The following is a 12932-nucleotide window of genomic DNA, read 5'->3' as shown; positions in this document are numbered from 1 at the left end:
GCGGATCACCACCTGCGGCTGGTGGCCACAGGCAACGTCCTCATGCACGTGCGCTCGCGCAAGCCATTGCTGGACCTGCTGACCGCCATCCGCCTGGGGAAGCCCGTGGCTCAGTGTGGCTACGATCTCACGCCGAACGCTGAACAGCATCTGCGCTCGCAACTGCGGTTGGCCAACGTCTACCCACACCGGCTGCTCACCGAATCCGTGCACATCGCGAACCTCTGCCAGTTTTCGTTGGATGAGCTGCGGTATGAGTACCCGGAAGAACTGGTGCCCGACGGCCGGCCCCCGACCGAGTACCTCCGCGACGAGACCTACATCGGCGCGAATCGCCGCTTCCCGAAGGGCATCCCGCTCGCGGTCCAGACGCAGCTCGAGCACGAGCTCGCCCTGATCGCAGAGATGCACTACGAGCCCTACTTCCTGACGGTCTACGACATCGTGCGCTTTGCGCGATCGAACGGCATCCTGTGCCAGGGACGCGGCTCGGCCGCGAACTCGGCCGTCTGCTACTGCCTCGGCATCACCGAGGTCGATCCTGCGCGCGGCAACCTGCTGTTCGAGCGGTTCATCTCGAAGGAGCGCGGCGAGCCGCCCGATATCGACGTGGACTTCGAGCACCAGCGGCGCGAGGAAGTCATCCAGTACCTGTACCGCAAGTACGGGCGCAACCGCGCCGCCCTGACCGCGGCGGTGGCCACCTACCGCCCCCGCGGCGCCTTGCGCGAGGCCGGCAAGGCGCTGGGTGTCGATCCGGCCATCGTTGACACCGTTGCCAAGGCACATCACTGGTTCGATGGAAAGGCCGACCTGCTGCTACGCTTTGCCGAATGCGGGCTGGACACCGACGCCGAACTCACCCAGCGCTGGGCCAGCATGGCGACGCAGTTGCTTGGCTTCCCGCGTCACCTGTCGCAGCATTCGGGCGGCTTCGTGTTTGCCAAGGACAAGCTGTCACGCCTGGTACCGATCGAGAACGCCGCCATGCCCGACCGCAGCGTGATCCAGTGGGACAAGGACGATCTGGATGCGCTGGGTCTGCTCAAGGTCGACGTGCTCGCGCTGGGCATGCTGTCGGCCATTCGCCGCGCGCTTGATCTGGTATCGGCGCGGCGCGGCGAGGCCTTCGAGCTGCAGGACATCCCGCCTGAAGATCCGGCGACCTACAACATGCTCTGCCGGGCCGATAGCATCGGGGTGTTCCAGGTGGAGTCGCGCGCCCAGATGTCGATGTTGCCGCGCCTGCGCCCACGCACCTTCTACGACCTGGTGATCGAGGTGGCCATCGTGCGCCCGGGCCCGGTTCAGGGCGGCATGGTCCATCCCTACCTACGCCGGCGCCAAGGCATTGAGCCAGTGACCTATCCCAGCCCGGACATGGAAAAAGCACTGTCGCGCACGCTCGGCGTACCGATCTTCCAGGAACAGGTCATGCAGGTGGCCATGCTTGCCGCCGGCTTCTCCGCCGGCGAGGCCGACCAGTTGCGCCGGGCGATGGCGGCGTGGAAGCGAAAAGGCGGCCTCGGCCAATACCACGAACGCATCGTGAGCGGCATGCTCGCACGCGGTTACGATCTTGAGTTTGCCGAGAGCATCTTCCGGCAAATCCAGGGCTTCGGCGAGTATGGCTTCCCGGAGAGCCATGCCGCCAGCTTCGCCCTGCTCGTCTATGCCTCGGCCTGGCTCAAATGCCATGAGCCGGCCGCGTTCCTTTGCGCGCTGCTGAACAGCCAGCCGATGGGCTTCTACACCCCCTCTCAGCTGGTGCAGGATGCGAAGCGCCACGACGTGACGGTGCTGCCGGCGGACGTGTCGATTAGCGGCTGGGACTCTGCCCTTGAGGCTGCGGACGGAGGCCATCGACCTGCGGTGCGCCTTGGCCTTTCCCTGCTGCGCGGCATGCGGCGCGAGTCGGCGCAGCGTATTGAGGAGACACGCGCCATCCGTGGGTTCTCCGATGCGACAGACCTGGCCCGGCGCGCCGTCCTGGATCGGCACGACCTGCAGGTGCTGGCCGCCGGCAACGCGCTGGCCTCGCTCACCGGCGGGCGCCGACAGGCCCTGTGGCAGGCCGCCGCCGCGGTGCCCGACAAGGACCTGTTGCGTCCCGCCGACCTGGTGGAGGCGCCAGCCGAGCTTGCGCCGGCGACCGAGGGCGAAGAAATCGTCGGGGACTACCGGGCGATGGGCCTGTCCCTGCGACGCCACCCGTTGGCGCTGCTGCGCGCGATGCTGGCCAGCCGTCGCTTCGTGGCTGCGGCCGAGCTGGCCGCCTACCGGCCGCGCCAGACCGCCCGGGCGGCCGGCATCGTCACGGTACGGCAGCGCCCTGCCACGGCGAACAGCGTCATTTTCATGACGCTGGAGGACGAGACAGGTGTCGTCAACGTCATCATCTGGCCCCATGTCTTCGAGCGGTTCCGCAAGGAAGTGCTGAGCGCCACGCTGGCCGGCGTCTTCGGGCAATGGCAATGCGAAGGCGAGGTGCGGCACCTGGTGGCGCAGCGGGTAGTGGATCTGTCGCCGTTGCTGGGTCGTCTGGAAACCAGCAGCCGCGACTTTTGCTGAACCGCCTAGCACGCCGGTCGGTAGTTCCGAGGTTTGGCTCTGGCTTGCCCTCGCCCATTGCTTTCGTCCGAGGTGATCTTCATACTATCTCGTAATATAAACGGATATGGATGTATTACGGGATGCCAAAGTCGGGAGTGATTGAAAATCACGAGGTCCGCCATGCCATCAAAGTGGCGGCGGCTACAGGGCAAAACAGAGAGCGGGATGTCGCCTTGCTGACCGTTGCCTATGGCACAGGCATCACACCAAATGAATGCGCCAAACTGCTTGTCTCGGACTATTTGAGTGCCGATGGCAACGTGGTACGGGAGTCAAAGGTACGCGCGGAGATTGCCTTCAATGGCAAAGCTCGGCCGCTTCATTGGTCGAGCCCTAGCGTGCGTGCGGCAGTTGATGCGTACCTGGCATATCGCTTGGCGGCGCGGCATGCCATCACAACGCACCCTGCCGCTTACCGCGGCTTGGATCACCAGAGCCCGCTATTTCTCGCAGGCGACGGCGCGCCCTTTGCTTTCACACGCCGCATAACGCCGGCTGGTGCGGTGAGCTACTCGTGCGAGTCCTTAACAGAGGTCTTTCGGCGATTGCACCAACAAGCAGGGATTGCCAAGGGCAGCGCCACCACCGCGCGCCGAACGTTTGCAGTGTCCCTCCACAGAAAGGGCCTGTCCCCCAAGCTGATTCAGGAGTTGATTGGAGTTTCGAGCCTTTCAGCCGTTAAACGAATGATTGCGGGCGATCCTGTCCGCCTGGGGTCAATTGTGAGCGGAGTTATCTGATGACCCGAGCACCGAAGATGACAGCGCGCGGGCCTGGCCGACCGGCAACGCTCACACCGGACGCGCGGCAAGAACAACTCCGAGCAGGTAAGGCCGCTCATCGAGAGCGCCAAGCGGAGTCGGGCCGCGTACGCCTCGATCTGACTGTGGATGGGGAAACGAAGGCTCGCCTGGAGGCTTATCGCGACAAGCACGGCCTACAGAACCTCGGCACAGCACTCGACCAGCTCCTGAAAAATATATGTTGACCGGGAAACATAAATAGACGATACTTATCTCATGGTCGGACGTGGGTGTGCCGAGGATCGCTAGGAGATGAGAGGTGGCAATCATTATTGGACGCATTGTGGCTGGGGACGGGATGAACCATCTGACCGACAAGCCGCTGACGGCGACAACAGCCGATACCGCAAACGACCTCCTCTATTCCTGCCCGGACGACCAGATCACGCGAATGCAACTGGTCTGGAAGGCTGTCACCGCCGGTGAATGGATGGATGCCGCTCACCATCTGCGTAACGCCGCGGCCGAAGGCGACACGACCTGGCATGACCGTTGCGATGCGCTGGCCGACGACTACGAGAAGCGAGCCTAACTACAAGCCGATCACAGGGTGCAAGATGAAGGTTCTCGGATACGACGAAGCGATTACCACCTGCGACTGCTGCGGCAAGGCCAATCTCAAAGGCACGTTCGCCGTCGAGCGGGTAGGTGGTGAGATCGTCCACTATGGCTGTGTCTGCGTGACCCGCCACACTGGCAGGGCTGCCAAAGTCATCCGCCAAGAAGCAAGGACGGCAACCCAAGAACGCCGCGATGCCGCCGTTCGCGAGGTGCGCCAGCACCCGACCTACGCCGCTTACCAAGCGCGGATGGACGACGCACGCAAAGCTGGCCTGCTGGGTGTGCCCTTCATGGAGTTCTGCCGCGCCGAGCGCGAAGCCCAAGAGGCCGTGCAGATGGAGATCGCGCAACGGGCAGGCTTCAAGTTCTACGAGATATACACCTAACCAGACTTGGATCGCGACGGCGATGAGTGTGCCGCTGCCGCCCAGCAATAGAACGGAAAAGCCGGCTAGGCCGGCGCATGGAAGACCAACAACGATGACTGATGACAAGAAGCAGCGGGTTGCCGACACGATTTCCAGCAACTGCGAAACAAGGACCCCGTTCAAATTCGACCCCCACGGCGCAGAAGTTGGCCATAGCGTTGTGATCGGGCCGACAGGCAAAGGCATGTCCGTTATGTCCACCGCCCTGCAGTGCGAATTGGTCAAGGCTGGTGGCACGGTGCAGGTAATCGACAAAGGTCGGTCCCTGTTCTGAGGGCGACGTAACCGCGAAATGAAATGAATCAGACCATCGACACTGAACGCGAGCGCTGGGCCGAAAACCTCTCGGTGGCGGTGCGCTCGCTACGCAAATACGGCTTCCTCTTCGTGCAGGACCCTGATGCTACCGCGATGGCGCAACCGGACCAAGAGCGCCAGGCGCGTGAGGCCGCGTGCTTCCTGCTCGCCGTGCCGGCGACGACCGAGAACCTGTCGGCGCACGCTGTCCACAACCTAGCGAGCGCTCTGCTCGAAAACGGCGCAGCGGCCCTCGACCGAATTCGCGGGCGGGTATAAGCGATGCCATCTCGCGCGGACCTCATACGACCTGCGCAGCGCGAAGCTATTGCGGTGTCGCTATGCGATTTGCTCAATGCCACTGATGCCGTGACTGCCCATCTGTCCGATAAAGTGCCAGGTTGGCTCCACGAACAGTTGGCCTGCGAGCGCGTGCAGATCTACAAAGAGAGGCACGGCACCTGGATTCTGGCACCATTGGAAGAATAGGAAAGGCCGGCGTGGCCGGCGACAAGGGAAACACCATGAGCACGATGACACCTGAGCGGGCGAGGGCAATTCTTATCGCGATTCCGACCACACAGCTCTCTGCTACCCGCATCCGCAGTGATGTCGAGTACATCGAAACTGAATTCGTCCGGGTTCGCGAAGATGGCCTACAACGAGTCCGGCTCGATGGCGATTACACTGCTGACGAACTTGAAGCCCTCGCCATGTGGATGCGTGATCCGGGTGCAGTCGGCGGTGCGTCCTGAGCTGGTAACGACAGAAAAGATCGCATGGGACTCAACAACGTCGGCTTCGCCTCATGCCAACACTGCGGCGCGGAGTTTCGCTTATTCACGATTTTCAACCGTGACATGCAGGGGTTGTGCAAGGTGTGGAAGCGGCGTCATGAGCGGGCCTGCAAAACGAGGTCGCCGGGTCAGCGCCGAGCATGGGCGAAGCAGTATGTTGGGAAAGATGCTACGGACAGTAGCTTGAACGTCGACCTGGGGCACGCTGGGTTTAAGGAATAGAAAGCGGGAATGCTGGCCGGGCCGGCACATAGAATCATCGTCAAAAGGAAGCATTGACATGAAATACCACCAGGTGCCACGTGTAGCCCACTGTATCGGCTGTGGTTGCCACGACTATCAAGCGTGTGAGTCCGGATGCTGGTGGCTGCGAGTCGACTACGCTGCGACCGTGGGTGTTTGTAGCGAGTGCGCAGTGCATCTGGAGCGTTGGGACGCTGGCGACCGCACGCGCGCGGCGAAGCCGCATCCGGCACTGGCATAACGTCAAGGAACAGTGTCATGTCGCTGACGAAAGGGCAAATTGCACTGAGCTGGCCGACGACTACATTTTGCTCGGTGACACCGACCTGCGTGTGCTGCTGTCGCACCGGGCCGCCACCGACTTGAATCAGCAGGCTCGCGAGCTGGCGGACAGCGACATTTGAACGGAAAACAACTGGAGTACGGAATGGAAGAGACGTTGAAGAAGGCTCAAGCTGCGGCCGATAGAGCGGACGCCCCGATGTACGTATTCCGGACGCACGGACCAAACGGACACGAGGTAAGCTGGTTCAATGCGACCGGCGTGAAGAACTCCCCCAAGGACGATCTTTACCAAGTCGTTGAACCTCAAAGCAAAGGTACCTCTAACGAGAATGGCTTCAAACTTACTCTCGGAAAGAAAGTACTGTTTGAAGCAAACGAACCGAAGGAACTGGCCCACCACCTTGTAAAGCAGTTTCCACCTAACGGCGACTTCCCGTCGCCAAATCCGCATAACGCCGGATTCGCGATCATTCTCCCTAATGGGGATAGGCTTCAAGGACTTCGGGCTGAGCGTTGGGTTCGGCAAAATCGGTAGGGAAAGCGGTGATGCTCAGCAATGCACAACGGAAGATCGTGGATCGAATGAAGGCAGGCGAATCGCTGTCCTACGATCGGAAGTTCGGACGCTACGTGATGAAGAAGAATGGGGCGGCGTCGCAGATTGACCAACGGCCTGTCCTGGTGATGATTCGAGACGGCTCGATTCGCCAGGACCTCGGCGGCAGTTGCCACCTCGGCATTTGAACGGAGAAGGAATGGCGAAATCAACCTATAAGATCACCGCGATCCGACCGGGGATGGCGAAGACATATCACGAATTCTGGTCCGAGAACAAGACAGTGTCTGAAGATGGGACACCGTTGCGACCCCAGGATTTGGCGATCGTCGACATTGTTGAGGCCAAGAACCAGCGTGAGGCCGAGGTGCTGGCGGCGAAGCGATTTCCCGGTCACTCATGCGAAGTGAGTCGGGTCGGCTAACCCACGGAAAAATCAATGACGCGAGATCTGAGAAACGGCGACTTCGTTCGGGTAAAGGCTGATAGCGACCTTCGGCCCGGCCAGGACGGCATGGTTGTCGAACCGAGTGACGGCTTCTCGGTGGGACTCGTCTTCGGCATTGATCGGCATGGTCGTGCGCCGGTCGACACCGGAGTCGTGATGACAGGGCTCGCTGAGGAATGGTTTCTCTATGAGCTGGACATGAACACGGTCCAGCACTGATTCGGAAGCCGCAATATGGGTATGAACAATACCGGATATGCCTGCTGTGAGATCTGTGGTGCAGAGCTCCGCTTGCTCACCATCTTCAGTCGCGACAGGCAGGAGCCCTGCAAGGCCCGGAAGCGGCGGCACGAACTGGCGTTCGTTGAGACCTACCCTAGGAAATGCCGCTATGGAGCTTGAGCAAATCGTAGAGGGCCGTTGTTACATGAACTCACGCCGTCCAAACTACTTTCGACAGGTCGAACTAATCGTGGAATCGGATAGCCGTGGCGGCGGCAAGTTGGTTGCATGGAGCACGGACGGATTTCTTGTTCAGACCAATAGCAGACGCGGTGGCCAGACGCACGGTAAGTGCAGCATTGAAACGTTCGCAAAGTGGGCAACCGCTGTAGTTGAATAGGAAAAGTTGTTTGATCGTTGCCCGTGCGGTGGGCAACCATGAACCGACTACCAGGCCATTGCGACGGCCTACTGGTGAACAGATGACAGAAACGAAGCGTGGCCGGGGACGCCCCGCCACCGGCGAAGCGAAAACTCCGACGCAGCGAGTGAAAGGCCTGGATGCCGCGCTGATTGAATCAGGTGGGCGCATTCTCAACCGCCTACGGCTGTCGGCCGAGGCAGCGACCGCCCTTGCCAACCTGACGGAGAGCTACAGCTCGGATCGGGCGGCCATAGAAGCGGCGCTGATCGAACTAAATAAACGTTGCGCGCAACGTTAATTATACATACACTGCCGTCATGGCCCGCGCACGTGTGCCGTTATCCCAATGAGGCTTAAATGAAAGTATCAGACTTGACCGGTGCGATGCTGGACTATTGGGTCGCTCGGGCCGAAGGCGCGGACCACGCACGCGCGATTCGCGATGCCGCCAACTACCGCCCGACAGAAAACTGGGCGCAAGGCGGCCCAATCATCGAGCGCGAGCGAATCGCGACGTGGAGCGGCGTTGAGTTCATCGGCAACTCGGAGCAGATCTGGACTGCGAACGCTCCCGGCATGGACGGGTATGGTGGAAAGGACGCCTATATCGACGTTGCCAGCGGACATACTGGCCCAACATTGTTGATCGCGGCAATGCGCGCCTACTTCGTCGCCAGGTTCGGCGAAACCTTCCCGGACAACGACTGACGCAACGGAAAAGGAAATGGCTACGTTATTGGAATGCCTTCGGTCGCTTCCGAGCGAATTGGTGATGCGCGACATGGCTGCAGTTCGCGATGAGGTCGCTTCGGTGGCATCGCACATCGAGCGCATTGGCCATGATGAGGATGGTTATGAGGTTCGCAAGGAGTCGCGCAACTATGGGCGCACCACGTTCGTGACCGTCGGATTGATCGGCGGGCCCGCGATGTTCCGCGAAGTACGATAGGAACGGAGGATTGAGATGGACCGAGTATGGACTGTAGTGCGATTTCCGAATGGCACATGGAGCTATGGTGGTAAGCCGAGCGACCCGGACTACGCGCTCTGCGAGATCTTCCAGATCGAAGCGTCGTCGCCCGACAAGGCGGTGAAGAAGGCCCAGGCGAAGCGTAGCCGTGACAACAAAAAGGCAACGGACGCCGCGAAGCGAGACGCCATCGCTATTCGCTATTGAAAGGGCAAAGGACTTTGATGATGCACACGAAAGAGAATCCGCCGGACTCCCCGGCACAACGGAATCCAGCAGCGGAGAATCCCCCAAAGATCCACCCACTGAACCAGGACGAGCAAGCAGCCTTCGAGCAAATTGCGTCTAGGACGCGCCGGCTGACTGAAGACGAACTGTCCAAGCCGATGGCGGGCGATTTGATGTGGTGGAAGGGTGAATAGGAATAGGTTTCCATGCAAATCATTGAAGCAACTCCGCCGACCGATTTCCCGGCCCAAGTTGTCGTGATGGACAAAGAGGTTGGAAGGCGCCATCCGTCGAAAGCGTTCTACCTCCGCGTCGCAGTCGAGGATGGCACTGACCATATCGACCTGGAGGGCGCTATCACGCCGCTCGAGGCGCGGAAGATCGCCAGAGAGAAAGGGTACGAGCCGACTCACTGGATGGAAGTAGGCAGTATCCGACCCACAGTGTTTTGATACCTCGAAAAAGATGAATACGATCCTCACCATTGCCGAACGCACTGCGATCAGAGGCTTGGCGGCCGGTGACAAAGCGCAATTGGAGACCGCGCGGGTCGCATATGATCGGGCGGCGCGGGAACACGGGATTGATTCGTGCGTCGAGCTTCAGTTCATGGCAGAGGTCCTTGCACCGGTTCCAGATCTGCTCCTGCGCTCGCAGTATCGCGCGGCCGTGCTGAAACAGCCTGTGTGACAAGGAAAAGCGATGAGCATTGGTTGTGAGATCAAGGTCGAATTCCATCGAGCGCTGACGCCTGCCCAGTTTAGCGAGGTCAAGGATCTTCTTGCCAATCGGCTTCGCACATTGATGCCGGGGGATTCCGAGATTCTGTGGCTCTCTGATCCGGCGGACTTCGAATACGAAATGCTGGGCTACAGTGGCTACAGCGTCGATGACAATGGCAATCTCTATGACGATGGTGCCAATAGGGGCAGCAACACAGTTGGGTATGGGTATCAAATTCCCGCTGGAGCACTGGGCGGAATCAGCTACCTGTCCCGCTGGTGGGCTGACAGCTACCCGGACGGCCCTATGCCACTCTACGTGACAACCTTGCTCACGCTGCTCAGTTATCCCCTAGTCAAACGGGTCTGGTACATGCCAGACGACATCAGCGCGTGTAAGTGCAAGAACATCACTCGGGAAGGCGTGCTCGAACTCTTCGAGAAATTCATCTCGATTGGCCACAAGCGTTAGGTGTCGGCTGGCCGACAACACGCTGAAGAGCGACTACACTCGTGGTTAATCACGGAAAAGCAACAGGCGCGCAGGGGCTTCCCGCCTTCGAGCAAGTTCGCTGGTTATGTCGTCCACCTTCCTGGCAGCGACGAGTTCGTAGTCACGGCCAAGGAGTCACAGCCGGGCGTCATGATCTACGAATATTCGCGCACTCCAGCCTTGGCCAAGGTCTATCCCGATTTCCGGCAGGCACGCAAAACGGCCATCGGCATCCAGAAGCACAGGGCACTGGTAGCTTACCTGTTCGATCATGGGTCCCAGTGGGCAATCGGCTTCACTGAAGACGAGCCCGATGGTAATCGTTAGAATCTGGCGCGAATTAGCGCCCCGCACCGGTGCCGGTAGCCCGTAACATCAAAGATGTGAACATGAACAGAATGCTCGCCAAATTGCGCTGCAGGGTCTCCGGGCATCCCTTGCCGGGTGGCATGCGCGAGTTTGCTGCCCCGATCCGGCAAGCTCAGCCAAGGTCCGATCTGCCATACCTCAAGGCAGCTTGCCCGCGCTGCGGCGTGGAACTCCACCTGCATTTCATTCCAGGTGCGGGTGGCATGAACACGCCGGCCCATGCCATCGCCATGCTGCGCGCGCAGCTCGGTGACACCGACCTGCAAGTGCTGCTGTCACACCGCGCCATTGCCGACTTGAATCAGCAGGCTCGCGAACTGGCTGACAGCGACAACTGCACGGAACAGAGCGATGGAAGTAAATAACAGCACGGCTAAGCCCATTCGGCTGAAAGACGCCACGCTAGATGAGCTGGGGCAGGTCTCGCTGGGAGAGTGGTTGCGCGCGTCCGACCGGCTGCTGATGCTTTTTGGGGCGTCGCTTGCGATTGGTGTTGGATCGGGCTCGGGCCTCATCGGCTTGGGGACCTTCTGCACTTTGCGCTATATCGGTCAGAAGATCGACCAGGCCGCCGATGAATAGAACGGAAAAGCAATGCAGCGACTGACTCCACTCCCTGACACCCGCCCTCAGGACGCGTTAGGGTTCAACCGACTCCACCATGTTTGCCTGCTATGGGTCGACTATCTCCGCGCAGTGAGCGAGGCCGAAAGACAAGCCCTCCGGTCTCACTGTTTTCATCAACCCTCACTGTTCCGTATAATCCGGCGCTACTTCCAACGCAAAACGCAAAACTATGGCAACGAGCAAATACCAAGACCTTAAGGCACAGATCCTCGAGCTGGAAGCCAAAGCTGAAAGTGCACGTGAAGAGGAGTTGGCAACCGTCCTTGCCGACGTGCGGGAGAAAGTCGCAACGTATGGACTGACAGTAAAGCAGGTCTTCGGAACGGCTCGCAAACTCGGGGCGGCCGGCGCTAAGTCCAAGGTTCCCCCCATGTATCGCGATCCCAAAGCCGGTGCGGAATGGAGCGGCCGCGGCCGCGCACCGGCGTGGATCGCAGACAAGAAGCGCGAGCGCTTTCTGATCAAGGAATAAGCGTTTCTCCTAAGCTGCTGCCAAACGATGCTCGTAGAAAAGGCGAGTCCGGTCGGCCAGGATCGCGTATGCCTCAGCGAGGTCACCCGGCTTCGGGTTGAGCCAAGCATCGAGATGCTCGGACTTGATCGGCACGATGCATCGATCATGGCCCGCGGCGGCAACCTCCGCCGGCGGGTCATCGGTGATGGCCGCAAACGAATATAGGTCCGGATCTTCCCCTTCCGATTTGCTGAAGGACCAAAGGCACGCTAGCAGCATCGGCCGCCGGGGCTCCGGCTGGAACTCCAGTACAACGTTCTGTTCTTTCTCCCCTGCCGCGAGCTCGCGATGCTCCATCCTGTGGCGGGTCACGTTCTCGAAAAAGGCATTGGCGACGAGAACTCCGTGCTGCACGCCAAAGAGCCTTCCCCAGGCTCTTTCCAGGTTATCCATGCGAGCGTTATAGGTGCCCGGCTTTTGCCGCTCCATCGCTTCCGTCCAACCGGGGAGCCGGCACCGATAGCGCATCGGCACGATCGTCCGCTGGCCGTCATTCGCAACGATGACCGGAGCGTAGTAGCCGGGGAAAATTCTGGAGTCCGAGTCCATTTGCTCGACGCGCTGTAGGTCTACCAGGTTGCGCTGGGCCGCGGCGATCTTCTCGCTCGCAATACGCTTGTCGCTCTCGGCTTTCTTCGTTGCTTTGACGGCAAGAGAATGCTCTGCGGAGGCTAGGCGGGACCGTTGTTTGAACAGTTCTGTCTCGAAGAAACTGGCCTGTGCTCGCTGGCCCTCCCCGATCAGTCCAGCGATCTCGCGTTCAAGATCGTTGCAAGGGGACTGGAAACTGGCCCGCATCGTTTTGGGCACCTTTTGCCATCCACTTCCGGCTTTCAGGTGCCCAAACAACTCGGCGAACAGGGGCAAGCTCAGAGTGGCGCCATATTCTCGTTCCAGCCAACGAAGGTCCGCTGCTATCTTTGCCGAATAGCACATATCTGCCTCCTGAGCACCCAAGAACAGCACCATACCGATAATAGAAGTTATCGGCATGGATGCCGTGTCAAAAAAGGGGCCCGGAGGCGGCCTCAATGTGCGGAGTCAGTAGATGCGCGTAGCCGTGAAAGTCTGGGACGGCACTGCTCGCTGGACCATTTCCAACGCGGCTGCGATCGCAGCCTCCTTCGTCGCGTAGGTCGCTGGCCCGACCACCAGCGGGCTCGGGTTGTTGCCCTGGTAGACCACATTCCGATACAGGCCGGTTTCGAGGTCCGGTTCGGTTTCAATACGAAAGCCCGCCATATTTTCTCCTAATGGCATTGTGAAGGAGCCGATTGTGGCTGAGTTTCACAAATCCGCAAGAGGCAACTGAGTTGCAGTAGCGTAGCTGAG

At 60.1% G+C, this 12932-nt stretch carries 25 protein-coding genes; 23 read left to right on the top strand and 2 right to left on the bottom strand.

Going from position 1 to position 12932, the window contains the following annotated elements:
* The 23 genes from K206_RS0116780 to K206_RS38500 all read left to right on the top strand — a co-directional run.
* Positions 1-2571: error-prone DNA polymerase (locus K206_RS0116780; protein ID WP_020203553.1), on the top strand; the 2571-nt coding region annotated here is incomplete at its 5' end.
* 110 nt (positions 2572-2681) lie between these two features.
* The gene (locus K206_RS41665; protein WP_231401618.1) at positions 2682-3353 is read left to right on the top strand and encodes a tyrosine-type recombinase/integrase; all 672 of its coding nucleotides are present in this window, start codon (positions 2682-2684) and stop codon (positions 3351-3353) included.
* A gap of 322 nt (positions 3354-3675) precedes the next feature.
* On the top strand, positions 3676-3948 hold the full coding sequence (locus K206_RS0116775) for a hypothetical protein (protein WP_020203552.1): 273 nt from the start codon (positions 3676-3678) through the stop codon (positions 3946-3948).
* The gene (locus K206_RS0116770; protein ID WP_196812887.1) at positions 3902-4363 is read left to right on the top strand and encodes a hypothetical protein; all 462 of its coding nucleotides are present in this window, start codon (positions 3902-3904) and stop codon (positions 4361-4363) included. Before K206_RS0116775 ends, K206_RS0116770 begins: the two co-directional genes overlap by 47 nt.
* 94 nt (positions 4364-4457) lie before the next feature.
* Positions 4458-4679, top strand: coding sequence for a hypothetical protein (locus tag K206_RS0116765; RefSeq protein WP_020203550.1), 222 nt, complete (start codon positions 4458-4460; stop codon positions 4677-4679).
* A gap of 23 nt (positions 4680-4702) precedes the next feature.
* Positions 4703-4981, top strand: coding sequence for a hypothetical protein (locus tag K206_RS0116760; protein WP_020203549.1), 279 nt, complete (start codon positions 4703-4705; stop codon positions 4979-4981).
* A gap of 245 nt (positions 4982-5226) precedes the next feature.
* The gene (locus K206_RS42915) at positions 5227-5457 is read left to right on the top strand and encodes a hypothetical protein (protein WP_155888107.1); all 231 of its coding nucleotides are present in this window, start codon (positions 5227-5229) and stop codon (positions 5455-5457) included.
* A 437-nt stretch (positions 5458-5894) separates the two neighbouring features.
* A complete protein-coding gene (locus tag K206_RS42910; RefSeq protein ID WP_020423814.1) occupies positions 5895-6146 on the top strand; it encodes a hypothetical protein in 252 nt (83 codons plus the stop codon).
* Between the two features lie 23 nt (positions 6147-6169).
* On the top strand, positions 6170-6562 hold the full coding sequence (locus tag K206_RS42905) for a hypothetical protein (RefSeq protein WP_155888106.1): 393 nt from the start codon (positions 6170-6172) through the stop codon (positions 6560-6562).
* 11 nt (positions 6563-6573) lie between these two features.
* Complete coding sequence (locus tag K206_RS42900; protein WP_020423813.1) at positions 6574-6771, top strand: hypothetical protein; 198 nt, start codon at positions 6574-6576, stop codon at positions 6769-6771.
* A gap of 11 nt (positions 6772-6782) precedes the next feature.
* A complete protein-coding gene (locus tag K206_RS0116745; RefSeq protein WP_020203546.1) occupies positions 6783-7007 on the top strand; it encodes a hypothetical protein in 225 nt (74 codons plus the stop codon).
* A 15-nt stretch (positions 7008-7022) separates the two neighbouring features.
* Positions 7023-7250 (top strand): hypothetical protein, encoded by a 228-nt coding sequence (locus tag K206_RS0116740; RefSeq protein ID WP_020203545.1) that lies wholly within the window; start codon positions 7023-7025, stop codon positions 7248-7250.
* 485 nt (positions 7251-7735) lie between these two features.
* Positions 7736-7975, top strand: coding sequence for a hypothetical protein (locus K206_RS41650; RefSeq protein ID WP_081651425.1), 240 nt, complete (start codon positions 7736-7738; stop codon positions 7973-7975).
* A gap of 59 nt (positions 7976-8034) precedes the next feature.
* Positions 8035-8385, top strand: a complete 351-nt coding sequence (locus K206_RS0116735) for a phage protein NinX family protein (RefSeq protein WP_020203544.1) — start codon at positions 8035-8037, stop codon at positions 8383-8385.
* A gap of 16 nt (positions 8386-8401) precedes the next feature.
* Positions 8402-8626 carry a hypothetical protein gene (locus tag K206_RS0116730; RefSeq protein WP_020203543.1) on the top strand — a complete coding sequence of 75 codons (225 nt, stop codon included), beginning with the start codon at positions 8402-8404 and terminating at the stop codon, positions 8624-8626.
* A 15-nt stretch (positions 8627-8641) separates the two neighbouring features.
* Positions 8642-8854, top strand: coding sequence for a hypothetical protein (locus K206_RS41645; protein WP_081651424.1), 213 nt, complete (start codon positions 8642-8644; stop codon positions 8852-8854).
* Positions 8855-9081: 227 nt separating this feature from the next.
* Positions 9082-9327 carry a hypothetical protein gene (locus K206_RS0116720; protein WP_020203541.1) on the top strand — a complete coding sequence of 82 codons (246 nt, stop codon included), beginning with the start codon at positions 9082-9084 and terminating at the stop codon, positions 9325-9327.
* Positions 9328-9340: 13 nt separating this feature from the next.
* On the top strand, positions 9341-9565 hold the full coding sequence (locus K206_RS41640; protein ID WP_020203540.1) for a hypothetical protein: 225 nt from the start codon (positions 9341-9343) through the stop codon (positions 9563-9565).
* Positions 9566-9577: 12 nt separating this feature from the next.
* A complete protein-coding gene (locus K206_RS0116710; protein WP_020203539.1) occupies positions 9578-10069 on the top strand; it encodes a hypothetical protein in 492 nt (163 codons plus the stop codon).
* A gap of 171 nt (positions 10070-10240) precedes the next feature.
* Positions 10241-10417 (top strand): hypothetical protein, encoded by a 177-nt coding sequence (locus K206_RS42895; RefSeq protein ID WP_155888105.1) that lies wholly within the window; start codon positions 10241-10243, stop codon positions 10415-10417.
* Positions 10418-10479: 62 nt separating this feature from the next.
* Positions 10480-10824: a hypothetical protein gene (locus K206_RS42890; protein ID WP_155888104.1), complete on the top strand. Its 345-nt coding sequence runs from the start codon at positions 10480-10482 to the stop codon at positions 10822-10824.
* Positions 10811-11041, top strand: a complete 231-nt coding sequence (locus tag K206_RS0116705; RefSeq protein WP_020203538.1) for a hypothetical protein — start codon at positions 10811-10813, stop codon at positions 11039-11041. The genes K206_RS42890 and K206_RS0116705 overlap by 14 nt, the downstream gene beginning before the upstream one ends.
* A 214-nt stretch (positions 11042-11255) precedes the next feature.
* Positions 11256-11558, top strand: coding sequence for an H-NS family nucleoid-associated regulatory protein (locus K206_RS38500; RefSeq protein ID WP_043366823.1), 303 nt, complete (start codon positions 11256-11258; stop codon positions 11556-11558).
* A gap of 9 nt (positions 11559-11567) precedes the next feature.
* On the opposite strand, the gene K206_RS0116695 is transcribed toward K206_RS38500, so the two are convergent.
* Together K206_RS0116695 and K206_RS0116690 are read right to left on the bottom strand one after the other, a co-directional pair.
* Complete coding sequence (locus K206_RS0116695) at positions 11568-12536, bottom strand: SOS response-associated peptidase family protein (protein ID WP_029043726.1); 969 nt, start codon at positions 12534-12536, stop codon at positions 11568-11570.
* A gap of 105 nt (positions 12537-12641) precedes the next feature.
* Entirely contained in the window at positions 12642-12842 is a 201-nt protein-coding gene (locus K206_RS0116690; protein WP_020203535.1) for a hypothetical protein, read from the bottom strand.
* Positions 12843-12932: the final 90 nt, after the last annotated feature.

This window comes from Cupriavidus sp. WS (assembly GCF_000395345.1).
GTDB lineage: Bacteria > Pseudomonadota > Gammaproteobacteria > Burkholderiales > Burkholderiaceae > Cupriavidus > Cupriavidus basilensis_B.
This window is presented reverse-complemented; position numbering and strand designations above follow the sequence as displayed.

Coding starts and splice junctions, on each gene's coding strand:
- K206_RS41665 (WP_231401618.1), top strand. CDS start 2,682: ATGTATTACGGGATGCCAAAGTCGGGAGTGATTGAAAATCACGAGGTC.
- K206_RS0116770 (WP_196812887.1), top strand. CDS start 3,902: ATGACCGTTGCGATGCGCTGGCCGACGACTACGAGAAGCGAGCCTAAC.
- K206_RS0116765 (WP_020203550.1), top strand. CDS start 4,458: ATGACTGATGACAAGAAGCAGCGGGTTGCCGACACGATTTCCAGCAAC.
- K206_RS0116760 (WP_020203549.1), top strand. CDS start 4,703: ATGAATCAGACCATCGACACTGAACGCGAGCGCTGGGCCGAAAACCTC.
- K206_RS42915 (WP_155888107.1), top strand. CDS start 5,227: ATGAGCACGATGACACCTGAGCGGGCGAGGGCAATTCTTATCGCGATT.
- K206_RS42905 (WP_155888106.1), top strand. CDS start 6,170: ATGGAAGAGACGTTGAAGAAGGCTCAAGCTGCGGCCGATAGAGCGGAC.
- K206_RS42900 (WP_020423813.1), top strand. CDS start 6,574: ATGCTCAGCAATGCACAACGGAAGATCGTGGATCGAATGAAGGCAGGC.
- K206_RS0116745 (WP_020203546.1), top strand. CDS start 6,783: ATGGCGAAATCAACCTATAAGATCACCGCGATCCGACCGGGGATGGCG.
- K206_RS0116740 (WP_020203545.1), top strand. CDS start 7,023: ATGACGCGAGATCTGAGAAACGGCGACTTCGTTCGGGTAAAGGCTGAT.
- K206_RS41650 (WP_081651425.1), top strand. CDS start 7,736: ATGACAGAAACGAAGCGTGGCCGGGGACGCCCCGCCACCGGCGAAGCG.
- K206_RS0116735 (WP_020203544.1), top strand. CDS start 8,035: ATGAAAGTATCAGACTTGACCGGTGCGATGCTGGACTATTGGGTCGCT.
- K206_RS0116730 (WP_020203543.1), top strand. CDS start 8,402: ATGGCTACGTTATTGGAATGCCTTCGGTCGCTTCCGAGCGAATTGGTG.
- K206_RS41645 (WP_081651424.1), top strand. CDS start 8,642: ATGGACCGAGTATGGACTGTAGTGCGATTTCCGAATGGCACATGGAGC.
- K206_RS0116720 (WP_020203541.1), top strand. CDS start 9,082: ATGCAAATCATTGAAGCAACTCCGCCGACCGATTTCCCGGCCCAAGTT.
- K206_RS41640 (WP_020203540.1), top strand. CDS start 9,341: ATGAATACGATCCTCACCATTGCCGAACGCACTGCGATCAGAGGCTTG.
- K206_RS0116710 (WP_020203539.1), top strand. CDS start 9,578: ATGAGCATTGGTTGTGAGATCAAGGTCGAATTCCATCGAGCGCTGACG.
- K206_RS42895 (WP_155888105.1), top strand. CDS start 10,241: ATGATCTACGAATATTCGCGCACTCCAGCCTTGGCCAAGGTCTATCCC.
- K206_RS42890 (WP_155888104.1), top strand. CDS start 10,480: ATGAACAGAATGCTCGCCAAATTGCGCTGCAGGGTCTCCGGGCATCCC.
- K206_RS0116705 (WP_020203538.1), top strand. CDS start 10,811: ATGGAAGTAAATAACAGCACGGCTAAGCCCATTCGGCTGAAAGACGCC.
- K206_RS38500 (WP_043366823.1), top strand. CDS start 11,256: ATGGCAACGAGCAAATACCAAGACCTTAAGGCACAGATCCTCGAGCTG.
- K206_RS0116695 (WP_029043726.1), bottom strand. CDS start 12,536: ATGTGCTATTCGGCAAAGATAGCAGCGGACCTTCGTTGGCTGGAACGA.
- K206_RS0116690 (WP_020203535.1), bottom strand. CDS start 12,842: ATGGCGGGCTTTCGTATTGAAACCGAACCGGACCTCGAAACCGGCCTG.